The following is a 25,579-nucleotide window of genomic DNA, read 5'->3' as shown; positions in this document are numbered from 1 at the left end:
GCTAGGCCCGCTCAGGAACGGGCGCGCGGCCGAGACTCCAAATACGCTCCACGTGGCTGCCGATGTACCAAAGGCTTGCGGCCAGCAAGGCAAAAAATACCGCCTTGTGCAAGCTGTTCCAGAAATACTCAAAAAACCGCGTGTAGAGATTGATGAACAGAAACACAAGGCCAAAACCGCGGGTCATGCCGTCGTCATACTTCAACCCATGCCAGATCGCGGCGCCGCTTGCGATCGCAAAGAGCAGCGACCAGTGAAATAATTCGATCTGCTTGACGTGGTACCAGACATTGATGTCGCCGTAATTTCCGAAAATGGACATGATCCAGAGCGCAATGAACAGGTATAGCAGGCCCATCGCGCGGGTCGGGCGCAAAAATGCGCGCCGCGCCGGCCAGCCGCCGAAGGCGGTGCCGGCGGCGATGAGGGCGATGCCGAAGGCCACGAAGCGCAGCGGGTAATTCATGCCCAGATAATAGGCGCCCCAGCCTGACATATAGCCGGTTTCGGCGCCGAACCAGCTGCCCAGCGACAGCAGTGCGAAGACCCACACCAGACCGGAAGGAAACCATAGTCCCAGCACGCCATACACGACGGCGGCAAGTGCCAGCAGCAGTGAGTAGTGTCCACTGCCGGTATCCAGCGCACGGCCCAGGAAGGCCACGGCGGCCGCGGTGGAGACGATGCCGAGAAAAAACACCGCTTCATTGGAATAGCGTTTTCCGGGCATGCGCTGGCGGCGCTGTGATCCCCAGGAATAAAACATGGCCGCCAGCACCGTGAAAAACAGCGCCTTTACGGATTCCGGTGCATTGAAAAGCTGGGCCAGCAGTTCCATGAGCAGGCGATCGCTGAATACCGACCCCACGGCGATGAGTGTGCATGCCAACGCCGCCCAGAAGGCGTATTTGGCCAACCGTCCCCAATCAAACGGCACCGCCTGGTAACTGGCCTTGAGCCGCGCGGCGGTTTCCGTCTCCAGCAGTCCCTCCGCCTGCCACCGTTCAATGGCGGCATCGATCAGGCTGGCATGCTTCCGGTTGTATTGATAAGGCATGGGTCCCCCCTGGTTCACTCGGCCGTTTCTGGCTATTTGAAGAGAAGTTTATAGGGTAAACCGGCAATTTCGCGTACCAGCCGCGGCACGAGATAACCGGGAAGCCGGGCGCGCATGGCATCGAGCAGCCTGTGGGCAGCCGCATCGTCGATATTGAAATGGGCGGAGCCCTGTACGGGATCGAGCAGATGCAGATAATAGGGCAGCACATCAGCCTCAAACAGCGCCTCGTTCAAATCGCACAACGCCTCAACGCTATCGTTGATGTTCTTGAGCAGCACGGACTGATTCAAAAGGGGTACTCTGGCGTCACGCAACAGCCGCAGTCCGGCACGGACGGCATCATCGATTTCATTGGCGTGATTGGCATGTATGACCATGACCGGGTGCAAGCGTGTGCCGACAAGCCACGCCAGCAATGAATCGACGACACGTTCAGGCAGCACCACCGGCAGGCGGGTGTGCACGCGCAGCCGTTTCAGGTGGGGAATCTCGGCCAGTGCCTGCGCCAGGTCCGCGAGTCGGGCATCGGGCAGCGACAACGGGTCACCACCGCTCAGAATCACCTCGGTAATGGAGCCATCGCCGCGCAGATACTCCAGTACGCGCCGCCAGTGATCAGCGGAAGGGTTGGAGTCCCCGTAGGGAAAGTGTCTGCGGAAGCAATAGCGGCAATGGATGGCGCAGGCGCCGGTGATGACGATGAGCGCGCGGCCGTGGTATTTGTGCAGCATCCCGGGCACGGTCTCGGCCTTGAGATCACCCACCGGATCGACAAGGAATCCGGGAATTTCCGCATCCTCCTCGGCCAGGGGCAATACCTGGAGCAGCAGGGGATCAAGCGGGTCACCTTTGCGCATGCGCGCGGCGAAACCACGCGGCACGCGTTGTCTGAATCGGATATCCGCGGACAATCTGAACCCTGCGACCGCGGGATCGATTTCCAGCAGTTGCAGCAGCTCCAAGGGGCTGGAAATGGCTTCGGCAAGCGCTTTTTGCCACGCGGACTGAGATGGAGGCTGAAACGAAACGGCGGCTTGGGTTATCATGCGCGTCTTTTTAACCCATTTTCACCTGGAAGACGACATGACCACCTACAGCACCAACGAATTCAAGGCCGGATTGAAGCTGATGATCGACGGCGATCCCTATAACGTCCTGGAAAACGAATACGTCAAACCCGGCAAGGGACAGGCGTTCAATCGCGTCAAACTGCGCAATCTCAAGACCGGCCGCATGCTGGAGCGCACCTTCAAATCAGGAGACACCTGCGAGGGCGCCGATGTCGTGGACGTGGAATTGCAGTATCTTTACAGTGACGGCGAATTCTGGCACTTCATGAACCCACAGAACTTCGAGCAGATTGCCGCCAGCCGCACGGCGATGACTGACGCGGCGCAGTGGTTGAAGGGCGAGGAGACTTGTATCGTCACGTTGTGGAACGGCGTACCGCTGACCATACAGCCGCCGGCGTTCGTGAACCTGAAGATCGTGGAAACGGATCCAGGCGTGCGTGGCGACACGGTGACCGGCGGTTCCAAGCCCGCCAAACTGGAGACCGGCGCCATGGTCAAGGTGCCGCTCTTCATCAATAACAACGAAATAATCCGTATTGATACCCGCACCGGTCAATATTCCTCACGCGTCAAGGAATAGCCGCGCGGCGGCTTGCGTGGGCCCGGCAACCCCATCCGATTGGCGGCCCGGCGCGTCGCTGGACGTGCTCAAGTTGCGCGCTGGATTGTTGGAACGCGTCCGTGCCTTTTTCTCCGACCGGCAGGTGATGGAGGTGGAAACACCACTGCTTGCAGCGGCCGGAGTCACAGATCCGCATCTGGAAAACCTGCGCGCGGAATGCGTGCTGCCGGGGCAATCCACGCCCACGGGGCTTTGTCTGCAAACTTCACCGGAATATGCCATGAAGCGATTACTGGCGGCGGGCGCCGGCCCCATCTATCAAATTACGAAGGCCTTCCGCAACGGCGAATCGGGCGGATTGCACAATCCGGAATTTACGTTGCTTGAATGGTACCGGCCGGGCTTTGACATGCACGACCTTATGGGGGAAATCGAAGACCTGCTGACATGGTTGCTGCGAACGGACTACTGCGATCGCACGACCTACGCCACCGCCTTCAAGGAACATGCGGGATTCGACCCGCTGGCCGTTCATGACGACGAGTTGCGAAGGACAGTGCAGCGTTTGGGGTCAGGCACGGCAATCGTTGATGAGTGGGGACGCGATGATTGCCTGGACTGGGTATTGAGCTGGGTGGTTGGACCGAAATTGGGCAAGGACCGGCCGTTGTTTCTTTGCCACTTCCCCGCGAGCCAGGCGGCGCTCGCTCGCATCATTCCCGACGAAGACCCGCCCGTGGCGGCGCGGTTTGAACTCTTCATCAACGGTATCGAAATAGCCAGCGGCTTCGAAGAATTGCGCGATGCCGGAGAGCAGCGCCGACGTTTCGAAGACGATAACAACGCGCGCCAGGCACGGCGTCTTGCCGTGATGCCCGTTGATGAACGTCTGCTGGCGGCATTGGAACATGGATTACCTGCCTGTTCCGGTGTGGCCCTGGGTTTTGACAGACTGGTCATGATCGCCGCCCACCGCCATCGCCTGGACGAAGTCATGGCATTCGATACGCTACGTGCCTGAGATTGTTTCTAAATTAGAATATAAATATATTCATAAATTAATCAGTTAATGATCATCATTAAAGCTATTTAGCGTGCAAGACTCTCCCGCCAGCCTGCTGGGTCCACAAGGGCCGTTCGCACGTTTGTTGCCCGGATTCCACCCGCGTCCGGTGCAGCAGCAGTTGGCGGAGGAAGTGGCGGCGGCCATCGCCGATGCCGGTACGCTGGTCTGCGAGGCGGGTACGGGCACCGGCAAGACCTTCGCTTATCTCGTGCCCGCGCTTTTATCCGGCAAGCGGATCATCATTTCCACCGGCACGAAGAATCTTCAGGATCAGCTGTTCCATCGAGATCTGCCCGTGGTGAGAGAGGCGCTGTGCGCCCCAGTACAGGCGGCCCTGCTCAAGGGGCGCGCAAACTATCTCTGCCTGCACCGTCTGCACCAGGTAATCGCCGCCGGCGTGGGAACCACCGGGCGGCAGGCGGAATTGCAAACGATCCAGACATGGGCCGGGCGCACGGAGAGCGGTGACATTGCAGAATTGGCCGAGGTGCCGGAAGACGCGGCCATCTGGCCGCTGGTGACCTCCACTGTGGAGAATTGTCTGCGCCAGGAGTGTCCGCTCTATGAAGATTGCCACGTCGTCAAGGCGCGGCGCGAGGCGCAGGCGGCGGAAGTGGTGGTGGTCAACCACCACCTGTTTCTGGCCGATCTGGCATTGAGGGAACAAGGCTTTGGCGAGGTATTGCCAGGGGCCGAGGCGGTCATTTTCGATGAGGCGCATCAGCTCCCGGAAATTGCATCTCAATTTTTTGGCACCGTCTTCAGCAGCCGGCAATTGAGCGAACTGGGCAGGGATACGTTGCGGTCGCAGATCGGCGAAGCCGCGGATACCCCGGCGTTGCGCGATATCGCCTCTCATCTGGAGAGGGCGGTGCGCGATCTGCGGCTGGCAATGGATGGCAGGGAGCGCGGTTACTGGCAGGAGCAAACCCTCAAGCCGGCGGTGACAGGGGCCTTGCAGCAGTTGCAGGCGGCATTGCTCGGACTGGTCGAAGGGCTCGCCCGTGTCGCGGAGCGTGGTCCTTCGCTCGCCAATTGCCATCGCCGTGCGGGCGCGCTACGGGAGCAGCTCGAAACATACGCCACACAAGAGGCCCCCGGAATAATTCGCTGGTACGAGACACATCGGCGCGGCTTCGTGCTCTATCAGACGCCGCTGGAGGTGGCGGAATTATTCAACGAACGCATGAGCCGGCACCGTGGCGCGCGTATCTATACGTCGGCGACGCTGGCGGTCGGCGAGGATTTCAGCTATTTCACCCGTCAGTTGGGACTTGCAGGGGCCGAGGAGCGGCGTTTCGACAGCCCTTTCGATTACGCGCATCAGGGCCTGATCTATCTGCCTTCTATCGAGGTCGATCCCCGCAGCGCGAATTACACCCGGGCCGTCGTGGAGACGGCGATGCCGGTATTGCAGGCGAGCGGCGGACGGGCGTTTCTGCTGTTTACAAGTCATCGGGCGCTGAATACGGCCAGCGAATTATTAAGGGGGAAAGACGCGGGTTTTTCATTATGGGTGCAGGGGCAGGCGCCGCGCGCGCAATTGCTGGAGCAATTCCGCCACGCCGAACGCGCCGTGTTGCTGGGTACCAGCAGTTTCTGGGAGGGGGTCGATGTGCGCGGCGATGCGCTGTCCTGCGTGGTCATCGATAAATTGCCGTTCGCCGCACTGGACGATCCGGTCATGCGGGCGCGTATGCGCGCCATGGAAGAGCGCGGCGGCAACCCATTCGTGGAATATCAAATCCCGGAGGCGGTGATCGCGCTCAAACAGGGCGTCGGGCGTCTCATCCGCGACGTCAGGGATTGGGGCGTGGTGGTGCTGTGCGACCCCAGGCTTACGGAAAAATCCTACGGCAAAAAGTTCATGGCCGCCCTGCCGCCGATGCCGCTTACCCATGAATTGAGTGATGTGCAGGCGTTCTTCGCTAATCCAAAAATCTCCGGGTGAGACCGCCATAGGCGTCGATGCGGCGATCGCGCAGGAACGGCCAGTGCGTGCGGGAGAAGTCCAGCCGCGTCAGATCCAGCGACTGGACGATGACCGCTTCTTTGTCGGCGGGCGCGCGCGTCAATATCGAACCGTCCGGGGCCGCGATGAAACTTTGGCCCCAAAACTCGATGCCCTGGCCGGCGTGCGCGGGATCGGGTTCAAAGCCGATGCGGTTGACGGCTGCCACAAAGCAACCGTTGGCAATGGCATGCGCGCGCTGGATGACTTCCCAGCTGTCATGCTGGGCCCGGCCGTACTCGGCCTTTTCCGCGGGCTGCCAGCCGATGGCGGTCGGGTAGAACAGGATTTGCGCGCCCTGCAGCGCGGTCAGCCGCGCCGCCTCCGGATACCATTGATCCCAGCAGATCAGCACGCCGACATCGGCATGGCGGGTGGGAAATTTTTTGAAGCCGAGATCACCCGGCGTGAAATAGAATTTCTCGTAGAAGCGCGGATCGTCGGGGATGTGCATCTTGCGATACATGCCGATCTCACCGCGCCCGCCGTCGATCACCAGCGCGGAATTATGATAAAGACCGGCCGCGCGCTTCTCGAAGATCGGCACGATGATCGCGAGGTCGAGCTCCGCCGCCAGCCTGCCGAAGGCATCGCTGGAAGGGCCGGGCACGGGCTCGGCCAGTTCAAAATGAGCGTGGTCTTCGATCTGGCAGAAGTAGCGCGAGCGATACATCTCCGGCAGGCAGACAATCTGCGCGCCTTTTGTCGCCGCCTGCCGGGCGAGGCGCAGCGCTTTGTCCAGATTGCCTGCCGGGTCGGGGTCGCAGGCCATCTGCACCAGACCCACGCGAACGCTGCGCGACGCGGTCATGCGGAATTGCCGTTGTTCGGCGGGGTTTCCCGGGTGGCGGGTTCGTAGTAGGTGCTTTGCGCGAAACACTGCATGTATTGATCCAGCAAATCCACGCCGGCCTTGGGACGGATGCGACCCTCGTCTATTTTTTGCTTGATAAGGTCGTTCATGCGCCGCTGCAGGTCGTTGGGGAAATACTGCACCAGCGCCAGCATTTCCTGCACGGAGGTGCCGGGGATGATCTTTTCGATGTAATAGCCACCCGGCTCGGCGGCATCGGCATAAATGTGCGCCTCGGAGACGCGGCCGAACAGGTTGTGCGCGTCACCCATGATGTCCTGGTAGGCGCCCATCAAAAAGAAGCCCAGGTCGTAAGGGTCGTCATTTTTAAAGTCGTGCAGTTCCAGAAAGTCCTTGTCCGTATTCGAGGAGACGTAATGTGAAACCTTGCCGTCCGAATCGCAGGTCAGGTCGACCAGCACGGCGCGACGGGTGGGGCGGCAGTCGAGGCCACGGATGGGAAGGATGGGAAAACGCTGGCCGATGGCCCAGTGGTCAAGGATGGATTGGAACACGGAAAAATCGCACAGAAATTGATCGACCAAGTGATCATCCAGTGCGCGCAGCTCGACCGGCACCAATTCCGGTTTGGGCGCCTTCTTGACCTGCCTGTCGATATCCCGGCAGATGGTCCAGTACAGCCGTTCGGCAACCGCCTTCTCCTCCATGGGCAGATAGCCGAGGTTGAAAAGAGTGTCGGCCTCCTGGCGTTTCTCGACGGCGTCGTGATAGTTCTCCATCAACTCGGCCAGCGGCGGATTCTTGCGGCGCTTGTTGGCGGCGAGCTGGCGCACGCGGGCGAGGGTGTCAAACAATTGCCGGACCACGATGTTGTGTTCCGGCGCCGGCATGAAGTTGTCCTCCACCGTGTCCTTGCGGTAGGCGCCCAGGGCCTCGACGATCAACACGGAATGATGCGCGGTGATGGCGCGTCCGCTCTCCGAGATCAGGATCGGATGCGGGCTCTGCTCCTCGTCGCAGACCTCCTTCATCGAATACACCACGGCGTTGGCGTATTCGCGCAGACTGTAATTGATGCTGTTTTCCTCGCCGCCGTAGCCCGCCTCGTAGTTGACGCCCAGGCCGCCGCCGACGTCGACGTATTTCAGCGGCATGCCGCGTTTCAGCAGTTGCACGTATATTTGCGCGATTTCCTTGACTGCCTTTTTCAGGATTTGCACGTCGGCGATCTGGCTGCCGAGGTGGAAATGCAGCAGCACCAGCGACTCGTTCAGTCCATCCGCCTTGAGATGGCTGACGAGATTGACCAGCTCCGGTATGGAGATGCCGAATTTGGACTGATCCCCGCCGGACTCCGCCCATTTGCCGGCGCCGCTGGTGCCCAGGCGCACGCGCACGCCGAAACGCGGCGTGACATTCAGATCGCGGGCCAGCCGCAGCAAGTGCTCGAATTCGCCGTATTTCTCCATGACCGGAATGACGTTCTTGCCGATCTGCTGTGCGGCCAGAATCAAACGCAGCATGACGGCGTCCTTGTAGCCGTTGCAGATCAACAGCGCCTCGTCGTCCATCATGTGCGGCAGCGCAGCGATGAGTTCCGCCTTGGAGCCGCATTCCAAACCCATCTTGAACGGCTTGCCGGCCTCCACGACTTCTTCGACCACTTCGTGCAGCTGGTTGACCTTGATGGGATAGACGCCTTGATAATGGTTCTGGTAGCCCGCCCCCTCGATGGCTTCGCGAAAGGCGGTGTTGAGACGCACGACGCGCGCCTGCAGCACGTCCTGGAATCGCAGCAGGATTGGAAACTTCACCTTGCGGTTGCGCAGGTCCTGCACCACGTCGGCGATGTCTATGCTCAGCTCCTGATCGCTCAGCGGGTGCACGGCCACGTGCCCGCGCTCATTGACGAAGAAGAAACCGTCGCCCCATTGGCGCATGCGGTACAAATCCTCCGCGTCCTGGGCGGTCCAGCCCGGCGATTCGGCAGCCGCTGGCGAGGGCAGGGGTTGCGGCGTGCTCATTAAATCTTCCGGCCCGGGGGAGACAGCACGCAGGCAAAAATGAGCGGAGCCACAATGGTGGCGTCCGACTCGATGATGTATTTGGGCGTTTTCACCGACAATTTACCCCAGGTGATCTTCTCATTTGGCACGGCGCCGGAATAGGAGCCGTAACTGGTGGTCGAGTCGCTGATCTGGCAGAAGTAGCTCCAGCGCGGGATGTCCCGGATCTGCAAATCCTGCTCCAGCATCGGGACTACGCAAATCGGGAAGTCGCCGGCGATGCCGCCGCCGATCTGGAAGAAGCCGATGGGATGCTCGCGACAGGTCGCCTGATACCACCGTGCCAGCGACACCATGTATTCGATGCCGGACCGCACCGTGTGAACATTTTTGATGGTGCCGCTGACGCAGTGGCTGGCGTAGATGTTGCCGAGCGTGGAGTCTTCCCAGCCAGGGACGAATAGCGGCAGATCGGCCTCGCAGGCGGCCACCAGCCAGCTGTCGTGGGGGTCGATTTGATAATGCTTTTCCAATGCGCCGCTTTTGATGACGCGGTACAGGAATTCGTGGGGAAAGTAACTTCCGCCTTTTTTGTCGGCGGCAGTCCACTCCTTTAAAACGGCCTTTTCAAGGCGCCGGATGGCTTCATCCTCGGGGATGCAGGTATCCGTGACCCGGTTTAAATGGCGCTGCAGCAGCTTCTCCTCGTCTTCGGGAGTGAGATCGCGGTATCGGGGGAGGCGGACGTAGTGATCGTGCGCCACGAGGTTGAAGAGGTCCTCCTCAAGGTTGGCGCCCGTGCAGGTTATGGCATGGACTTTGTCCTGCCGGATCATCTCCGCCAGCGACAAGCCAAGTTCAGCGGTGCTCATGGCGCCGGCCAGGGTCATGAACATCTTGCCGTTGTCTTCAAGCAGGTCGATGTAGCCGTTGGCGGCGTCGATCAGGGCGGCGGCGTTGAAATGACGGTAGTGATGGCGGATGAATTCAGCGACCGCTGCCGTATTTTTCATTCCCGTTCCTGTGGTTGGCCATATTTTTTGTGTGATGAGGAAATTTTGCGCGAAATGTAGGGTAAATAGCCGTCAACAGCAAGTGTTTTTTGTGTGAATCTGATGCCGAGCAGTTGAGATTCGTTAACAGGCAGATGTAAATCGTCATGAGGAAGCACGGCTGCCAGGCGCCGAGAGCGAGAAAGCGGGAGAGTACAAAGGCAGTACGGCGAGCTTTCGAGCGAGCAGCAACAACGCAGACGGGCTCCGTAATAGATTTTCAGCGGCCTGTGGCGGGGACTTGTTGGGTCAGGCAATGGAAAGCCCCCAACCCCCACACCAAATCGGTGCAATCAATACCCACGACGCGCCGCCCGGGGAAGCATTGTTCAAGTATAGACAGCGCCCGCGCATCCTGCGCGCAGTTGAACACCGGCGTCAGCACCACGGTGTTGCCGGTGTAGAAATTGGCGTAGCTCGCCGGCAGGCGCTGGCCGTCGTAAATCACCGGTTCCGGCATCGGGAGATTGATGATGTTTAGCGAGCGTCCACCTGGCAGTCGCATGGTCTTTAGACGCCGCAGATTGTCCTGCAATACGGCGTAATTGGCGTCCGTCGGGTCATCTTCGACGACCGTGACCACAGTATCTTCCGCCACGAAGCGGGTGAGATCGTCGATATGGCCATCGGTGTCGTCGCCGACGATGCCTTCGCCCAGCCAGAGAATGGTCTGCACGCCCAGAAAATCGCGCAGCCGCTGCTCTATCTCCGCGCGGCTCATCCCCGGATTGCGGTTGGAGTTGAGCAGGCATTGTTCGGTCGTCAGCAGGGTACCGGCGCCGTTGGTTTCGATGGAGCCGCCTTCCAGCACCATGCCGCCCTCAAACCGGGGCACAGCCAGCGCCTCGGCCATACGTCGTGGAATCTCCTGATCGCGATCGAAGGGTGGATATTTATCTCCCCAGGCGTTGTAGTCCCAGTGCGTTGCCGCCAGTTCGCGGCGTCCGGCCTGCTCGCGCACGACGAAAATTGCGCCATGATCCCGGCACCAGGCGTCATTGGTGGGGAAGTGGTGGAAGAGGAGGTTGTTCGTGCTGACACGATGTGCTGCCAGTACACCACGCACATGAGCTTCATGCGCGGCGTCGAGCACGTTGATGCGCACGGTCTCGCTCTGCTGGATCGCCGCCACCGCCTGAGTCATCACCGGCTCGACGGTCTCGAACTTGCCGGGCCATGACTCGCGATTGTGCGGCCAGGAGAACCACACTGCTTGATGCGGCTCCCATTCCGCCGGCAGGCGGTAGCCCATTCGCGCCGGCGTGGAATTAGAGGTTGCGCTCATAATGGGGGCGCAGCTTCGTTCGCTCACATAAACGAAGCAAACCCAGCATCTTTAATGCCTCAATCCTCGAAAACAATAGTGGTACGTCCCTTAATGTTCCCCTCACATAAACGAAGCAAACCCAACATCTTTAATGCCTCAATCCTCGAAAACAATGGTGGTACGTCCCTTAATGTTACCGCCCTTTGTCTATGAAATCGAAGCGGTAAAGGCAAACCGGCTCGAGATGAACTGGGAATTTAGTCTGGATTTCGGATAACTGTATTTCTTGTATATTTGCTGTGTCAGTATATGAACTTTCAACATAAGGATGAGTGTTGATAATTTTTATATAGTCTCCCGTGTGGCCTGTATTAATGTCGCGTAGTTGATCGTACATTTTCGTCAGATCTTCAGTAACAATAAAGAAACGAAGGTCAGTTGGTTCGTGCCCTTCTTTCTTTCCACGAATTGGATAGCAGCGCCATACTGGATCAGGGCTGTTTGGATCATTATGGTTGATGCCAAATTGCACAATATTAAATGCGATCGGGCGTGGAGGCGGCGATGTACCTACACCGGAAGTGCCCATAAAAGTTGGATACCCTTTCAGTTGCAATTTGGCTCGCCGGAATACAGCAACACCTTTTTTTACTTCCTCACTCCAGCGCTTCACGCCCCCGCCTGAAGGCGGGAAAGTAGCGGCAACTACTGCATTAAACAGATCTGGATACCGTGCTGGATCCAGGTTCTCCCACGCTACATCATGGATTTTCTTCTTCAAATGTGGCGCTATAGGTCTATCGCAGGACATGGGTATATTTTGTTTTGCGAAATATCGCAGATTCTCCAGATAAAGCTCACAAACACCGGAGTCGGTCGGCTTTTCGTATGGAGTCTCAACATGCGCCGTGCCTTGGTAATACACAGGCGCTGGATCAAGTAAATAATCATCTGCGTAAACCGCCATAGAAACTAAAAGGGGGGAAACGAAAGCAAGCAACGGAACCCGAGATAAATTATTTTTCATTTCGGTGATCCTTATCGACCTGAAGTTCCTTCATTTCGGTGATGGCATCAGTGGATACTTTGATGAGCCGGCCGGTGAGGGTGCCATATTTGGTATACGGGAAGGTCTCTACCTTGATTTCAGTGTTCTGGCCGTCATGGACAAAGCCGATGTCCTTGTTCTCGACCCAGGCCTCGATTTGGATACTGTCCTCTTCAGGAACGATGCGCATGAGTTCCTGGGCAGGGGTGACTACGCCACCGATCGTGTGGAGGGCCAGTTGCTGGACGGTGCCGGCTACGGGGGCGGCCAGTTGTTGCAAGGTGTAGCGGTTCTGGGCCTTGATGAGGTCCTGGTTCAAGTCCGCGAGTTTGGTCTCGGTGTCCGTCAATTCGGTGAGCCACTTGCCTTGGGTTTCTGCCTCCAGGGCCTGCCGGCGCTGGCTCAGGTTTTCGATCTCGGCGTCGAGCATGGGGAGTTGAGAGAGCCGGAATTTAAAGGGACGTACCATGATTGCTTAATCATGGGCGATAAGAAAGTGTGATGCAAAAAACGACGGCCCGGAAATCCGGGCCGTATCGGTGTTGCTTCTGGATCAAACTGCTTCGGTTCAACGCTGGAGGACGAACACCGCGGGTTTTTGCTGCGAGAAATACACGGCGGCGTTCTCGACTTCCTGTTCCGTGAGCGGGGCGGCCATCGGGCCCATGATCGGATTTTTGCGCTCGCCCGACTTGTATTCCTTCAGGGCCTGAACGATGTAGCTTTCCCACTGGCCGGCCAGCTTGGGATACATCGCGTTGGTGCTGTTGCCGTCGGCGTTGTGGCAGGCGGCACAGATTTCCTTGGCCTTCTGCTGCCCCGCCGCGTAATCGCCCTCCGCCCGGGCAGTCAATGACAGCAGGCACAGCATCATGGCGCTCGTGATCATTAACAACGTTTTCATGTGTACTCTCTCCATGGATTCTGTGGGGCCAATGCCTACTTGCCGCCCTGCGCGGCGAAGAAAGCGGCGATATCCTGCATGTCCTGATCGCTTAAATTGGAGGCGTTGGCATGCATGGTCTGGTGGGCGCGGTCCCCTGACTTGTAGGCCTTGAGCGCGGAAACGATGTATTCCGGGTGCTGCCCCCCAAGTTTGGGCACGTTGTAGGTGGGGTAGACGTTCTTGTAGGTGGCCACGGCATGACAGCCCATGCAGGTTTCGGCCTTAAGCTTGCCCGCCGCCGCGTCACCAGCGGCCGGCGCCGCGTTCATGCCAATACAACCCATGCCCAAGCCTGTCAGCATGAGCCAATGCTTTTTCATCATGATGCGGTTCCTCCAGGGGCTGGATATTCCCCGATGGCCATCTCTCGCGGGGCCCCTGTCATCCCCTGGGTGGCACGTTTCACCTGATTTTTTTCGCTTTGACCCGCCCCGCGTGAAAGCGGGCCGAAAAAACACGCGCAATGCTACCATGAATTCTTAAAAACGGAATGCCCGAGGCGGGTCACAGGCCTGAGAGTGGCCGTCGCTTTACGGCGTTCCCGTTTTCTTGTAGTTTGTGCAGCCAATAATCAATAACGTCCCCGGGGAAAGGGACGATATACGAGGGGGTCATTGTGAAGTGGAGTATTCGCAGCCTGCTTGCTGCGCTGCTGGTCCTGCTGGCGCCCATGAGCGCGCACGCGGTCGACGGCTTCGCCATCGAGGGCGGATATACGGACGAGGACAATCCCAACCGTGATGCCTGGCGGGGCGGTGGTGCGCTGGTGTGGGATTGGGGCGTGAAATGGCTGCCGTTTCACGACTGGTATCTGGGCGGCCAGTGGGAATTGAGTGCAAGCTACTGGGACGCCCGCCACGGCGGCAAAAGCGGCAACACTTCCCTCGTTGATTTCGGTATCACGCCGGTATTCCGCATACAAACCGACGACAGCTGGCTCGGTATGCGGCCGTTCCTTGAGGGCGCCATCGGCGCCCACCTGTTCAGCGAGACGGCCTTGGGCAGCGCCGGGTTCGGCATCAACTATTCCTTCGGCGATTCCCTGGGCGGCGGCATCCGCTTCGGCGATCGGGGCCAGTACGAGATCAATTACCGCTATCAGCATCTCTCCAACGCCGGTCTTGGTAACCCCAACAACGGCATCAATTTCCAGCTGGTTCGCTTCGGCTACCGCTGGTAAAGCTGTTCTGCCGCAGGCAGCGGATTTTCGCCCGGCAGCAAGCAGAACCCCCAAATGGCCGTGGTCCGGCGGGTGATTTATCCTGAATTCCCTCAAGAGCCGTGAATAAATCGCGACGCATGGCATTGGCGCTGCTCTGGTTGATGCCGGCGCTGGCGGTCGCGGATGTCACCGCCGCCAGGGCGGCGCTGGCGAACAAGGACTACGCCGCCGCACTCCGGGAATTCCGTGAGGCCGCCGCGCAAGGTGACCATGTGGCCGAGAATAATCTTGGCGTCATGCACTACCAGGGCTTGGGGGTGGAGAAGGACTATGGTCAGGCCGCGCGCTGGTTCAAGCTTGCGGCGGACCATGGACTGGCAGGCGCCCAATATAATCTCGGCATGGCTTATCTGCGCGGCAATGGCGTGGATAAAAGCGCACACGAGGCGGTTCGGTGGTTTGAAAAAGCCGCCATGCAAGGCGATCGCGAGGCCCAGTTTCAACTCGGCGTGCGCTATTTCACCGGAGAAGGCGTGGCGCAGGACTACCCGCAGTCGCGTGAGTGGTTTGCCAGGGCCGCGGCACAGAACCTGAGCAGCGCCCAGTACAATCTCGGGATTCTTTATGCCAAAGGGCTCGGGGTGAAGGCCGACTCCGTGGAGGCGAACACCTGGTTTTTGCGCGCCGCCGATCAGGGCAACGCCGACGCCCAGTACACCGTCGGTGTGTACTACATGGAAGGCCGTGAGTTGAAGCAGGATGACGTCATGGCCTTCGAATGGCTCAAGAAATCCGCGGCGCAGGGCGTCAGGCGCGCGCAACTCAATCTCGGCATGCTCTACGTGGCTGGACGCGGTGTTGCCGCAGATCCCGCGGAGGGATCGGAATGGATACGCCGCGCCGCCGAGCAGGGATTCAACGCCGCACAATACAATCTTGCCCTTTTGTATCTGGAGGGGGTTGGCGTCGGCAAGGATCCCATGCAGGCCTATGCCTGGTTTGACGCCAGCGTGGCCGGCGGCATGAACGTCGCCCGCGAGAAGCGCGACGCCCTGGCCAAACAGCTGCCGCCCGACCAGCTGGCGGAAGCCCAGCGTTTGTCCCAGCAATATCTCGAGAAATACGGCTCCAGCGGCGATTAATGTCCTCGCTGCAACTCCGGTAATCGTTTGCCGTCTATACGCTGGAGTTGTTCCGATCTCAGCCCGGATACATTATTTGTATTTTTTGTGTACGGGCATAATCGCAATTAATCTTTTCGAGGGGGGGGTATGTCAATCAATATTGAATTACTGAAGAGCATTCCATTATTTGCCACCATGGACGACGATGAATTGGCCGCGCTGGCCGGCATATTCACCGAGGAATCATTCCGGGCGGGGCAGACAATTTTCCGGGAGGGTCAGACGGGCGACAGGCTTTATGTCATAGACAGCGGGCAGGTGGCCGTCAGCCTGCTCAACGAAAACGGGGACAAAATCACCATCGACATCATGGGCCCCGGGGATTATTTCGGTGAAATGTCGCTTTTTGACGGGGGCCCGCGTTCAGCGACTGTTACGAGCACGGAGCCGACCAAGGCATTCACCCTGGGGCATGATCAGATCCTTGAACTCCTGATGCGGCGGCCGCACATGGCCCAGGACGTCATCAAAGGGATGGTGCGGCGTTTCCGGCGAACCGGCGATTTCCTCAGGCGCTGGACCACGCCCAATCCAAATGAGGTCATCGAGGAAAAGGAGACTTTTGGCAATCGCATCGCCGACAGGGTGGCGCAATTCGGCGGCAGTTGGACGTTTATCGGACTGTTCGCGGCATTTCTGTTTGTCTGGACATTGATTAATTCATTTCTTCTGGAGCAGAAGGCCTTTGATCCTTATCCTTATATTCTGCTCAATCTTTTTCTCTCAATGCTGGCGGCGATACAGGCGCCCGTGATCATGATGAGTCAGAACCGCACGGACGCCAAGGACCGTATCCGCAGCGAACTTGATTACAAGGTCAATCTCAAGGCGGAACTGGAGATTACCGAATTGCTGAAAAAGGTGGATAATTTGGAAATCGCCATCGATCAGCTTGCCGGCAAACTGCCCGTCAAGTAGGTCAGTCAAGGATCACGGGGGGCGGCGTGAACGAGGCTGTCAATCATTACAACGACACGGCGGGTATTTTGCGTCTGATCGCCGAGACCACGGCGCATACCACCGGCGAGGAATTCCTGCGTGAATTGGTGCGCTCGGTATCGCAAGCGCTCAATGTCCGCATCGCCTTTGTGGCTGAATTCATCGAGAGCGGCACTGTTGCGCGTATTCTTGCCTGGTGGGATGGTGAGAATTCCCACAATCCCGGCCAGTACGCGCTTGCCGGGACACCCTGTGAGGCCGTCCTTGACGGCGAAATACACTGCTTCCCGGATCAGGTCGGCAAATTGTTCCCCCGGGATCAGGCACTGGAGGAGATGAAACTTCGCAGCTTTCTTGCCATCCCCCTGCTCAGCAGCGCCAGGGAGGTGATGGGCCATCTCGCCATATTCGACGACAAGCCCATGAAGGCCGAACCGCGCGACATCGACATGTTCAAGATTTTCGGCGCGCGAGCATGCGCCGAATTGCAACGCAAGCGTTTCGAAGATGCCCTGAAACAGAGCGAGGAAAAGCTTTCGCGCATCCTGGCCTCGGCGATGGACGCCATTATTGCCATCGATCATGACCGTCGGATTGTATTGTTCAATCAGGCGGCCGAGCGCATATTTACGTGTTCCGCGGGCTGGGCGCTGGGGCAGCCGTTTGACCGGTTTCTGTCCAGGCCCTTCCGCGGTTTGCTGGAGGATTATTTCCGGGACGAAAAGGTGCGTCAGCAGCTGTGGACGCCGGCTGGTCTCACGGCGGTGCGGGCCAATCGCGAGGAATTTCCCATCGAGGCCAGCATTTCGCCGCTCGAAGCCGGCGGCCAGCCGCTGTACACCATCATCCTGCGCGACGTCAACGAGCGCATGAAGACGCAGGCCGAACTCAGCCGCCTGCAGCAACAGAACATCTATTTGCAGTCCGAGATCCACGGCGAGCACAAATTCGAGGACATGGTGGGGGAGGCGCCTGCCATGAAGGAACTGTTTGCCGCCGTGCGCAACGTGGCGCAGGTGGACGCCACCGTTTTGATCAACGGCGAGACCGGCACCGGCAAGGAACTCATCGCCCATGCCCTGCACAATCTCAGCAGCCGCAAGGACAAACTCTTCGTCAAAATGAACTGCGCGGCGCTGCCCTCCGAATTGATTGAAAGCGAGCTCTTCGGGCACGAGAAGGGGGCGTTTACCGGGGCCACGGCGCAGCGCAAGGGGCGTTTTGAAGTGGCCGACGGTGGCACCCTGTTTCTGGACGAAGTGGGGGAATTATCGGCGCCGGCCCAGGCCAAGCTGCTGCGCGTCTTGCAGGAACAGGAATTCGAACGGGTGGGTGGCACCCGCACCATCCGGGTGGACGTGCGCATCATCGCCGCCACCAACCGCAACCTGGCCGACATGGTGGAGGCCGGCACCTTCCGCTCCGACCTGTATTACCGTCTCAACGTATTTCCCCTGCAACTGCCGCCGCTGCGCGAGCGGGTGGAGGACATCGCCCTGCTGGCCGGTCATTTCCTGGAGAAATGCACGCGCAAGCTTGGCAAATCCTTCAAGGGCGTGGATGCGGAATCCCTGAACCGCCTGCGGCGGTATCACTGGCCCGGCAACATCCGTGAGCTGCAGAACATCATCGAGCGCGCGGCGATCCTGGGTGCGGGTGAACGGCTGGTCATACAGGAATCCCTGACGCCGCCGGCAGGCACGACGGCAGTTGCCACAGCAACGGATATGCGCACGCTGGAGCAGATTGAGGAGGCCCACATACGCCAGATCCTGCAGCAATCGGACTGGGTCATTGAAGGCAAGCGTGGCGCGGCGACCATACTGGGGCTGGAGCCGAGTACGCTGCGGTATCGCATGCAAAAGCTGGCAATAAAGCGCCCGGGTGCGGGCGGTTGAGGTTCAGAGGGCCCTAAATCCGGGGCTTCTTTAGGTTCGTCGTTCCACGAAATCCTGAGGTTCCACGAAATCCTGTGGCTGACCACAGCCGCTTACTTCCGCTTGATTTCAATTAACCTTATGAAATATATGGATTAAATTAACGTAAATCCTATTGGCATGCCGCCTGCAATATCAGGGTGACGGGTGCAGCAACCCATTATTCCTAGCCAAGAAAGGGAACCTCATGAAACCGGCAGACCAAGTTATTCCGATGCAACGGAACCAGTCTCTGGCGCTTTTTACCGGCCGCATTCGCGCCGACAAATATAACCTCCTCATCTCCACGGCCCCTCAGGGTACGGCCAAAGAGCGATCACAGGACGTTTTGAGTGCGTGGAAGGGCAATCGGGTGACCACTTTCCGGCGCCTGAATGTTGCCCCAGGAAGCTACATGCCCGGGGAGACGTGAGATGAATTTGTCGGTATGCATGAAGGCAGGATCGGCCCCATCTAGGGTGCTGGTCGGCCAGCGAGCCTTGGTGACGGGCGCCAACTTTGGCATCGGTGCCGCCATCGCCGAAGCCCTGGCCGCTGCCGGCGCCCGAGTGGTGATCAATTACGAGCGCGGGCCGGAAGAAGCGCAATATCTGGTCAAAAAAATCAAGGATGACGGCGGCGAGGCCATCGCCGTCCAGGCCGATGTCAGCCAGGAGCATCAGCTGCAGACCCTGTTCGGTCAGGTGCTGGAATCGTACGGCGGCATCGATATCCTCGTGAACGGCACTGAATTGCAGAAGAAGGCCGCGCTGGTGGACATGACCCTGCAGGATTGGGATCAGATCCTGCGCGTCAACCTGACCGGTCAGTTTCTATGTGCACGCATGGCAGCGCGCGAGTACATCAAGCAGGGCGTGATACCGGAGTTATCCCGTTCGGCCGGCAAAATTCTATGTTTATCCTCCGTGCATGATGTCATTCCATGGCCGGGCCACGCGTGCTTCGCCGCCTCCAAGGGTGGCGTTCAAATGATGATGAAGACGTTGGCCCAGGAACTGGCGCCACACAAGATCCGTGTCAACAGCATTTCTCCGGGCGCAGTCAAAACGCCGGGCAGCGGCGCGTTGCCCACGCCGGAAAAGGAAGCGGAGTTGCTGCAACTGATTCCTTATGGCCGTCTCGGCGCCACCATTGATGTCGCCAGGGCCGCGGTATGGCTGGTCTCCGATGAGGCCGACTATGTCACCGGCACCACGCTCTACGTCGATGGCGGCATGACCCTTTATCCGGGGTTCGAAAACATCGGCTGATTTAACGCGCCGTCAGGCGGCATCGGAGGTATAAAGGATCTTCATGAAGTGCTGATTCGAATGCCCGTTGGGATAGTCCGTGATTACCGCCACCAAGTGATAACCCATCTTTTCATAGAAGCCGGGCGCTTGAAAGCTATGGCTCGAAAGCAGGACCTGGCTGCATTTGGCCTTTCGCGCTTCTGCTTCCGCTTCTTTTATGAGTGCGGTGCCGAGGCCACTCTTTCTATGTTCTTGATGGACCCATAGATGATTGATGTGGCACGTTCCGCCCCATCTGTGCCCGCTTATTCCTGCAATGACCTCCTGCGATTTGTCTCTGACTACGAGGGCGAACTCTTTGGCGTCTGGGAGTTGCGTCGCCTCGACATTGAATTCATAGATCCTATCGGCCAGATAGGAATCGACGGCCGGAAATGCCGCGGTTTCTACTTCGAAACTCCGCGAGGTCTTTTCCATGCGGCCTAAGGTTATCAGCCAGCCGTCGGTCAGCTCTCGGCCGGTCGGCTGCATTCAAGGGGTTGGGCGACTCCTCCGCCTTCATCCGGGAGGCTGAGAATCCCTAGCGTCCCCGTCAGTCCTCCGATTTCGGAGAGGAGCCCGCCGAGAGTGCCCAGGCCGTGGTGCTACCGGGCTGGCACCAGTCCCAAGCGGGGGCCGAATATCGCATCGAGGCTGGCTTTGCCGGGACCGGCCATCGCAAGCCAGAAGAAAATCAGGATGTAAGTGAATTCATCCAACTCGACGAAGTCGTCGAAGCTACCGACATTCTTGATGACCACCAGGGCAATGGCGACGACCATGTTGATGAGCAGCGCGATTGAGGAGAATCGCGTGAGCAAACCCACCATAAGCAGTCCGCCGAAGACGAATTCCGCGCCGGCCGAGAACGGTGCGTTGAAGGATGGGAACGGAATCCCCCAGTCGACGAAGCGGGCGGTGGCTGCGTCAAGGTTGTGCAGCTTGGCCCAACCGGTTTCCAGCCAGAAATAACCGAAAAACAGCCGCACCATGAGCGGCGCCAGCCAGTCCAATGATTGGGTGAGGCTCAGAAGTGATCTAATGAGGTTACGCATGATGATTGCTCCAGGTTGAATGTTGGTTCGTGATTTTTTTAATTCTGCAGGGTACTCACGAAATGGCCCTGATCGTTGGTTTTATTTCCGATGCCGGCGCCGACCGTGTCTTTGCCTTGCGGCCGTTGGTCGGATTGGGTTGTGACTTTTGATGGTGCTCGTCCACGATTCCACCGGAGTGCAGGCCCAGGTATTCGGCCCTGAGATCGACAGTGGATTGTTTGCCGAGGTGTTGATAATTTTTATCAAGCCATTCGGCCGCGGTCTCGCGGCCCTTGTCGCGCAGACTGGTCAGGAAATCCCAGTCGCAGTTGAATTTGCTGGATACATTCAGGTCACTCAACGCCATGTCCGCCCGTATGGAATGCACCAGCACGTGTTTCAGTCGTGCACGGTATTCCTCCTTGACCCAGTCTTCGTCGATCAGCTTGTTGACAAAAGCGACCGCGCGCAATTCCTTCAGCAATGAGGAATTGAACGAGATCTCATTGATGCGATCGGCGATATCCACCGAGGTCTTCGGAATATCCGCGCGGTGGATGGGATTGAGATGCAGGATGATCACGTCCTTGGATCCGGTGTGATAAAAAAGCGGGAACAGGGCCGGGTTGCCCATGTAGCCGCCGTCCCAATAATGCTCGCCGCCGATCTCCACGGCCTTGAACAGATAGGGCAGGCAGGCGGAGGCCATCACCACGTCCAGGGACATTTCCTCATTCTTGAATACACGCACCTTGCCGGTGCGGACGTTGGTCGCGCTGATGAACAGGTTGGTGCATTGGCACATCACCAGTTTTTCGAAATCTACCGAGGCGGTCAGCACATCACGGAGTGGATTGATGTCAAATGGATTCAATTGATACGGCGAAAACATGCGGGTGACGCTGTCGAACAGCCAGTATCCCAGCGAATTGTCGCTGTTTCCGCCCATGCTCCAGAATTCCCAGGGCATACGTTTGGCGGGGCTGTAGAGACTGCCCGCCGCGCTGATCCTGGACCAGAAGTCATGCAGGGCCTGGCGCGCGCCATCAGTGCCGCCGGTCATCTTGCCAAAGGCGTACACCGAGGCATTCATCGCGCCGGCGCTGGCCGCGCTCAAGCCCTCGATGTCGACGCGGCCGTCCTCAAGCAGCTTATCAAGCACTCCCCAGGCGAAGGCTCCGTGCGCCCCTCCACCCTGCAGTGCCAGATTTACCATTTTGGGATTCGTTGCCATGTTGTTCTCCTTGTGTTTCCAGGTTCAGGCCCGTGATGAGCCGGGAGCCGCGTTGATAGGTGAGATACGCCCACAACCAGTTCAGGGCCACCATGACCCGGCTGCGGAAATCGATCAAGAAATAAATGTGCACCGCGCCCCACAGCAGCCAGCCGATGAACCCGCTGAAGCGCATGCTGCGCAAACTGGCGATCCCGCTGTTCCTGCCGATGGTGGCCATGGTGCCGAAATCAAGATAATGGAAAGGGCGTGGCGCTTTTCTGCCGGTCACGCGCGAGGCGATCAGACGCCCGACGAATTCGCCCTCCTGTTTGGCCACAGGCGCAAGACCCGGCAACGGCCTTTCAGCGCCCGCTGGCGTACAGGCTGCGGTGTCACCGATCACGAAGATATCCTCATGACCAGGTACGGAAAGATCCGCGTTGACGATCACGCGGCTGGAACGGTCGGCGGTGACCTTCAACCACTGGCTGGCCGGTGAGGCCTGGACGCCGGCGGCCCAGATCACCGTCTCGGCCGCCAGTCGGGCCCCGTTCAGCACCACGTGACCAGGTTCGATCTGTTCCACTCGCGTTTTGACGCGCACGTCCACATCCATGCGTTTGAGATCCCGTTGGGCGCGTTGTGAAAGTGACGGCGGGAATTGCGGCAGGACGCGGTCGCCGGCCTCCACCAGTATGACGTGGGCGCAACGCGTGGAGACATTGCGGAAATCATGGGCGATGGAGTGAGCCAGTTCGGCGATGGCACCGGCCATCTCCACTCCCGTGGGGCCGGCACCAACGATTACGAAGGTAAGGTGTGCACGCCTGCGCTCCCGGTCGATGGTCTCCATCTCGGCGCGCTCGAAGGCGATCAGAATACGCTGCCGCACCTCCATCGCGTCATCCAGCGTCTTGAGCCCCGGCGCATGAGCTGCCCACTGATCGTTGCCGAAATAGCTGTGGCGCGCACCCGTGGCGAGAATCAAATAGTCATAGGCGAAATCGCGTCCACTCTGCGTACGGACGCGTCGCTGTGTTTTATCGACGTCCACCACGGTATCCATGTATACCGTCGCGTTTTTCTGGTCGCGCAGGATGCCTCGCACCGGAGAGGCGATCTCTGCGGGCGTCAATGCAGAGGTGGCTACCTGATAGAGCAGCGGCTGAAACAAGTGATAATTGTGGCGCTCGATCAGGGTGATCCGCACCGGCGCCCTGGCCATGGCCCTAGCCGCCGACAAGCCGGCGAATCCACCGCCGACGATGACGACGTGTGCCCGGGAGGCCGAAACCGCGTTATTTCGCACGGGAAATCTCCAGTGTATTTCCCACTTCCATGGCGGACACCCCCTGAATTTTTGCCGGCAACAGGTAATCGTGCAGCACACGGCCATAGGGCAGGGTCAGATCGGCGATCAAATGCGTCCCTCCCAACACCCGTCTGACCGGCAGATCGGCCACCGGAGCGTTGACGTGCGGCACCAGATGCAATCTTGCCGGACCGCCCCAACCGCCCTTGATTTGCACATCAGACAGGTTGTAGGCGATCAGTTGCGCGATGGCGGGTTTGCCGTCGACGTCTGGAATAATCTTGAGATTGATTTGTGTTTTGCCCATCTTCTCCGCCAGGGCTTGTTCATGGCCGTCCAGCAGGTTTTCGTGCTTGTACCCCATGGTGGCCATTGCCACCATCTGGCCGGCGTATTCGAGCGTGCCGGTCAGGGTGTCGCTTGCCACCGTGAGTTTCGGCTGGGCGTGTTTTTTCGGAAACCCCCAGATTTCGCGTCCCCCTGCGATCGGCGGTTCGCAGTCCAGGTACATCTGCGCGGTGAAGTTCACCGGCATGCCCTTGAAGGTGCAGGGGATGACGATGCCGGATTCCGTGTAATCGCCGAACCCTGAACTGTCCGGCATGCGGATGAACTCATAAAGCACGGTCTGACTGCCATCCGGCGCCAGGGGTTCGGGCACCGCCGCGCGGATCGCCTCTGGATCGGATTGATAAGCCACGATCAGGTATTCCCGGTTGATGAAGCGGTAGGGGCCGGCGGGATAACTGGGGCTGGCCGCCGGCATGGAGGGGGTTTTCAGTATTTGTTCGCGGTTCATGATGGGTCTCCTGAAATTAATGGGCGGTCCAGCCGCCGTCGACAGGTAACGCGGTCCCGGTAATCTGGGCCGCGGAATCCGTGCACAGAAACACGGCAAACGCCGCCAGCTGTTCCACGGTTACGAATTGTTTGGTCGACTGCGCCGCCAGAAGCACATCGCGTACGACCTGTTCTTCGGTCAGGCCGCGTGCCTTGGCGGTGTCCTTGATCTGACCTTCCACCAGTGGCGTGAAGACGTAGCCCGGACAGATGGCGTTGCAGGTGATGCCTGCTTCCGCGGCTTCAAGTGCCACGGTCTTGGTCAGCCCGATGACACCGTGCTTGGCGGCGACATAGGCCGATTTGAAGGGTGAGGCCACCAGCGCGTGGGCCGAGGCGATATTGATGATGCGCCCCCAGCGTTTCGCTTTCATGAACGGCAGGGCGGTGCGAATGGTGTGAAAGGCCGACGAAAGGTTGATGGCGATGATCGCGTCCCATTTGTCCACTGGAAAATCCTCGATCGGCGCCACTTTCTGTATACCGGCGTTATTCACGACGATATCCACGCCGCCCCAGGCCTTGTGAGTATCGTTGATCATGGCGGTAATCTGTGCCGGCTTGCTCATGTCCGCCGCGTTGTAGAGCACCTGCACGCCGGTTTTGGAACGCAGCTCTTTTTGGATTTTGTCGATTTCGTTCTGATCGCCAAACCCATTGAGCACGATATTGGCGCCGGCCTCCGCCAGTCCCCGGGCGATGCCGAGACCTATACCGCTGGTCGAACCGGTGATGACGGCGGTTTTACCTTTAAGTGAATTGCCGTTGGCCATGATGCTGTCTCCCATCTCGTAATTTCTCGTAAGTTAGAACTTCCTTGTGGTCAACATAGCGACAGTCGTGCCAACTCGATTTTGTTTTAATTAATACATCATTAATCAATGAGTTAATTATGAACTCGTTATGGAGCATCACTATCGAGTCAGGTTTCTCCACAACAATTTGAGGGCCGCCCACGGATAGTTGCGAGCGCGGAAGAGCGCTGCGAAAGGGAAGAATTTTGCTTTTACAACCCGCTGGCATGTTCCAAATGACACAGACGTTCGATGGTGTGGCGTACATCGGCGGCGCAGTTACTGGCCGATTCCATGGAATTTTCATTTAGTCGGGGGGTTCTGCTATTTTAGCCCGGACCATTTCCACGGAGCGCCCATGTTCAAAAAGCCCATTGATGCCGCACAACCCATTCATGAGTTGCTTGCCAGCCGCTGGAGCGGCCGCGCCTTTGATCCGTATCGGCCCGTGGAACGCGTGAAAATCACCGCCTTGCTGGAGGCGGCGCGCTGGGCGCCATCCTGCTACGGCGATCAGCCGTGGCGGTTTATTGTTTGGGACAAAATGAGCGACGTCGCCGCCTGGCAGCGGGCCCGGGATTGTCTTGTCGAAGGCAACAAGGCCTGGGCACGACACGCACCGGTGCTGATGCTGGCATGCGCCGACAGCGTGCTGACCCGTGACGGTTCACCGAACCGCTGGGGGCAATATGACACCGGTGCGGCGGCGATCAGCCTGGCCCTGCAGGCCACCGCACTGGGCCTGACAGTGCATCAGATGGGTGGTTTTGACAGTGGCCGGGCGCGGCGCGAATTCAAGATTCCGGATCGATACACGCCGATGGCGATGATCGCCGTGGGTTATCAGCTTGCGGAACCGGCGATCCCCGCCGAGTTGAAGGAGCGCGAATACGCGCGGCGTGAACGCCGTCCATTGCAGGAATCTTTCTTTGAGTCTGACTGGGGCGCGGGCATCCGCGCATGATGAAACCGTGGGCGGGCT

25 protein-coding genes are annotated in these 25,579 nt (G+C 58.9%); 9 read left to right on the top strand and 16 right to left on the bottom strand.

Features of this window, described 5'->3' with window-relative positions:
- Nucleotide 1: 1 nt before the first annotated feature.
- Together VMH34_06805 and epmB are read right to left on the bottom strand one after the other, a co-directional pair.
- On the bottom strand, nucleotides 2-1,057 hold the full coding sequence (locus VMH34_06805) for a DUF2157 domain-containing protein (protein HTT08485.1): 1,056 nt from the start codon (nucleotides 1,055-1,057) through the stop codon (nucleotides 2-4).
- Between the two features lie 32 nt (nucleotides 1,058-1,089).
- Nucleotides 1,090-2,106 carry an EF-P beta-lysylation protein EpmB gene (gene epmB / locus VMH34_06800; GenBank protein ID HTT08484.1) on the bottom strand — a complete coding sequence of 339 codons (1,017 nt, stop codon included), beginning with the start codon at nucleotides 2,104-2,106 and terminating at the stop codon, nucleotides 1,090-1,092.
- Between the two features lie 37 nt (nucleotides 2,107-2,143).
- Here epmB and efp point away from each other — a divergent pair, with 37 nt between their 5' ends.
- The 3 genes from efp to VMH34_06785 all read left to right on the top strand — a co-directional run bounded on the left by efp (nucleotide 2,144) and on the right by VMH34_06785 (nucleotide 5,712).
- Nucleotides 2,144-2,713, top strand: a complete 570-nt coding sequence (efp, locus tag VMH34_06795) for an elongation factor P (protein ID HTT08483.1) — start codon at nucleotides 2,144-2,146, stop codon at nucleotides 2,711-2,713.
- A gap of 16 nt (nucleotides 2,714-2,729) precedes the next feature.
- A complete protein-coding gene (gene epmA, locus VMH34_06790) occupies nucleotides 2,730-3,716 on the top strand; it encodes an EF-P lysine aminoacylase EpmA (GenBank protein HTT08482.1) in 987 nt (328 codons plus the stop codon).
- 73 nt (nucleotides 3,717-3,789) lie between these two features.
- The gene (locus VMH34_06785) at nucleotides 3,790-5,712 is read left to right on the top strand and encodes an ATP-dependent DNA helicase (protein ID HTT08481.1); all 1,923 of its coding nucleotides are present in this window, start codon (nucleotides 3,790-3,792) and stop codon (nucleotides 5,710-5,712) included.
- On the opposite strand, the gene VMH34_06780 is transcribed toward VMH34_06785, so the two are convergent.
- From VMH34_06780 to VMH34_06745, 8 genes are all read right to left on the bottom strand, one after another.
- A complete protein-coding gene (locus VMH34_06780) occupies nucleotides 5,690-6,583 on the bottom strand; it encodes a carbon-nitrogen hydrolase (protein HTT08480.1) in 894 nt (297 codons plus the stop codon). The two genes, VMH34_06785 and VMH34_06780, sit on opposite strands and share 23 nt — an antisense overlap.
- Nucleotides 6,580-8,610 (bottom strand): biosynthetic arginine decarboxylase, encoded by a 2,031-nt coding sequence (gene speA, locus VMH34_06775; protein HTT08479.1) that lies wholly within the window; start codon nucleotides 8,608-8,610, stop codon nucleotides 6,580-6,582. Before speA ends, VMH34_06780 begins: the two co-directional genes overlap by 4 nt.
- A complete protein-coding gene (locus VMH34_06770; GenBank protein HTT08478.1) occupies nucleotides 8,610-9,605 on the bottom strand; it encodes a deoxyhypusine synthase family protein in 996 nt (331 codons plus the stop codon). The genes speA and VMH34_06770 overlap by 1 nt, the downstream gene beginning before the upstream one ends.
- 259 nt (nucleotides 9,606-9,864) lie before the next feature.
- On the bottom strand, nucleotides 9,865-10,929 hold the full coding sequence (locus tag VMH34_06765) for an agmatine deiminase family protein (GenBank protein ID HTT08477.1): 1,065 nt from the start codon (nucleotides 10,927-10,929) through the stop codon (nucleotides 9,865-9,867).
- Between the two features lie 175 nt (nucleotides 10,930-11,104).
- Entirely contained in the window at nucleotides 11,105-11,938 is an 834-nt protein-coding gene (locus tag VMH34_06760; GenBank protein HTT08476.1) for a hypothetical protein, read from the bottom strand.
- Nucleotides 11,928-12,428 (bottom strand): HlyD family efflux transporter periplasmic adaptor subunit, encoded by a 501-nt coding sequence (locus tag VMH34_06755; protein ID HTT08475.1) that lies wholly within the window; start codon nucleotides 12,426-12,428, stop codon nucleotides 11,928-11,930. The genes VMH34_06760 and VMH34_06755 overlap by 11 nt, the downstream gene beginning before the upstream one ends.
- 99 nt (nucleotides 12,429-12,527) lie before the next feature.
- Entirely contained in the window at nucleotides 12,528-12,863 is a 336-nt protein-coding gene (locus tag VMH34_06750; GenBank protein HTT08474.1) for a cytochrome c, read from the bottom strand.
- Between the two features lie 35 nt (nucleotides 12,864-12,898).
- Nucleotides 12,899-13,228, bottom strand: coding sequence for a cytochrome c (locus VMH34_06745; protein ID HTT08473.1), 330 nt, complete (start codon nucleotides 13,226-13,228; stop codon nucleotides 12,899-12,901).
- 293 nt (nucleotides 13,229-13,521) lie between these two features.
- Here VMH34_06745 and VMH34_06740 point away from each other — a divergent pair, with 293 nt between their 5' ends.
- The 5 genes from VMH34_06740 (at nucleotide 13,522) to VMH34_06720 (ending at nucleotide 19,377) form a co-directional block, all read left to right on the top strand.
- Nucleotides 13,522-14,085: an acyloxyacyl hydrolase gene (locus VMH34_06740; GenBank protein HTT08472.1), complete on the top strand. Its 564-nt coding sequence runs from the start codon at nucleotides 13,522-13,524 to the stop codon at nucleotides 14,083-14,085.
- 101 nt (nucleotides 14,086-14,186) lie between these two features.
- A complete protein-coding gene (locus VMH34_06735; protein ID HTT08471.1) occupies nucleotides 14,187-15,209 on the top strand; it encodes a hypothetical protein in 1,023 nt (340 codons plus the stop codon).
- A gap of 177 nt (nucleotides 15,210-15,386) precedes the next feature.
- Complete coding sequence (locus tag VMH34_06730) at nucleotides 15,387-16,169, top strand: DUF1003 domain-containing protein (GenBank protein HTT08470.1); 783 nt, start codon at nucleotides 15,387-15,389, stop codon at nucleotides 16,167-16,169.
- 26 nt (nucleotides 16,170-16,195) lie between these two features.
- Entirely contained in the window at nucleotides 16,196-18,088 is a 1,893-nt protein-coding gene (locus VMH34_06725) for a sigma 54-interacting transcriptional regulator (protein ID HTT08469.1), read from the top strand.
- A gap of 452 nt (nucleotides 18,089-18,540) precedes the next feature.
- Nucleotides 18,541-19,377: a glucose 1-dehydrogenase gene (locus tag VMH34_06720; protein ID HTT08468.1), complete on the top strand. Its 837-nt coding sequence runs from the start codon at nucleotides 18,541-18,543 to the stop codon at nucleotides 19,375-19,377.
- 12 nt (nucleotides 19,378-19,389) lie between these two features.
- On the opposite strand, the gene VMH34_06715 is transcribed toward VMH34_06720, so the two are convergent.
- From VMH34_06715 to VMH34_06690, 6 genes are all read right to left on the bottom strand, one after another.
- Complete coding sequence (locus VMH34_06715) at nucleotides 19,390-19,890, bottom strand: GNAT family N-acetyltransferase (GenBank protein ID HTT08467.1); 501 nt, start codon at nucleotides 19,888-19,890, stop codon at nucleotides 19,390-19,392.
- A gap of 113 nt (nucleotides 19,891-20,003) precedes the next feature.
- A complete protein-coding gene (locus tag VMH34_06710; protein HTT08466.1) occupies nucleotides 20,004-20,453 on the bottom strand; it encodes a DoxX family protein in 450 nt (149 codons plus the stop codon).
- 55 nt (nucleotides 20,454-20,508) lie between these two features.
- Nucleotides 20,509-21,669, bottom strand: coding sequence for a patatin-like phospholipase family protein (locus tag VMH34_06705; protein HTT08465.1), 1,161 nt, complete (start codon nucleotides 21,667-21,669; stop codon nucleotides 20,509-20,511).
- The gene (locus tag VMH34_06700; protein HTT08464.1) at nucleotides 21,590-22,960 is read right to left on the bottom strand and encodes an NAD(P)/FAD-dependent oxidoreductase; all 1,371 of its coding nucleotides are present in this window, start codon (nucleotides 22,958-22,960) and stop codon (nucleotides 21,590-21,592) included. Before VMH34_06700 ends, VMH34_06705 begins: the two co-directional genes overlap by 80 nt.
- Entirely contained in the window at nucleotides 22,950-23,762 is an 813-nt protein-coding gene (locus VMH34_06695) for an acetoacetate decarboxylase (protein ID HTT08463.1), read from the bottom strand. The genes VMH34_06700 and VMH34_06695 overlap by 11 nt, the downstream gene beginning before the upstream one ends.
- 16 nt (nucleotides 23,763-23,778) lie before the next feature.
- Entirely contained in the window at nucleotides 23,779-24,591 is an 813-nt protein-coding gene (locus VMH34_06690) for a 3-hydroxybutyrate dehydrogenase (GenBank protein HTT08462.1), read from the bottom strand.
- Nucleotides 24,592-24,955: 364 nt separating this feature from the next.
- On the opposite strand from VMH34_06690, the gene VMH34_06685 reads away from it, so the two are divergent.
- Nucleotides 24,956-25,561, top strand: a complete 606-nt coding sequence (locus VMH34_06685) for a nitroreductase family protein (GenBank protein ID HTT08461.1) — start codon at nucleotides 24,956-24,958, stop codon at nucleotides 25,559-25,561.
- Nucleotides 25,562-25,579: the final 18 nt, after the last annotated feature.

It is taken from the genome of Gammaproteobacteria bacterium, assembly GCA_035501935.1.
Classification (GTDB): domain Bacteria; phylum Pseudomonadota; class Gammaproteobacteria; order JAJPIJ01; family JAJPIJ01; genus JAJPIJ01.
This window is presented reverse-complemented; position numbering and strand designations above follow the sequence as displayed.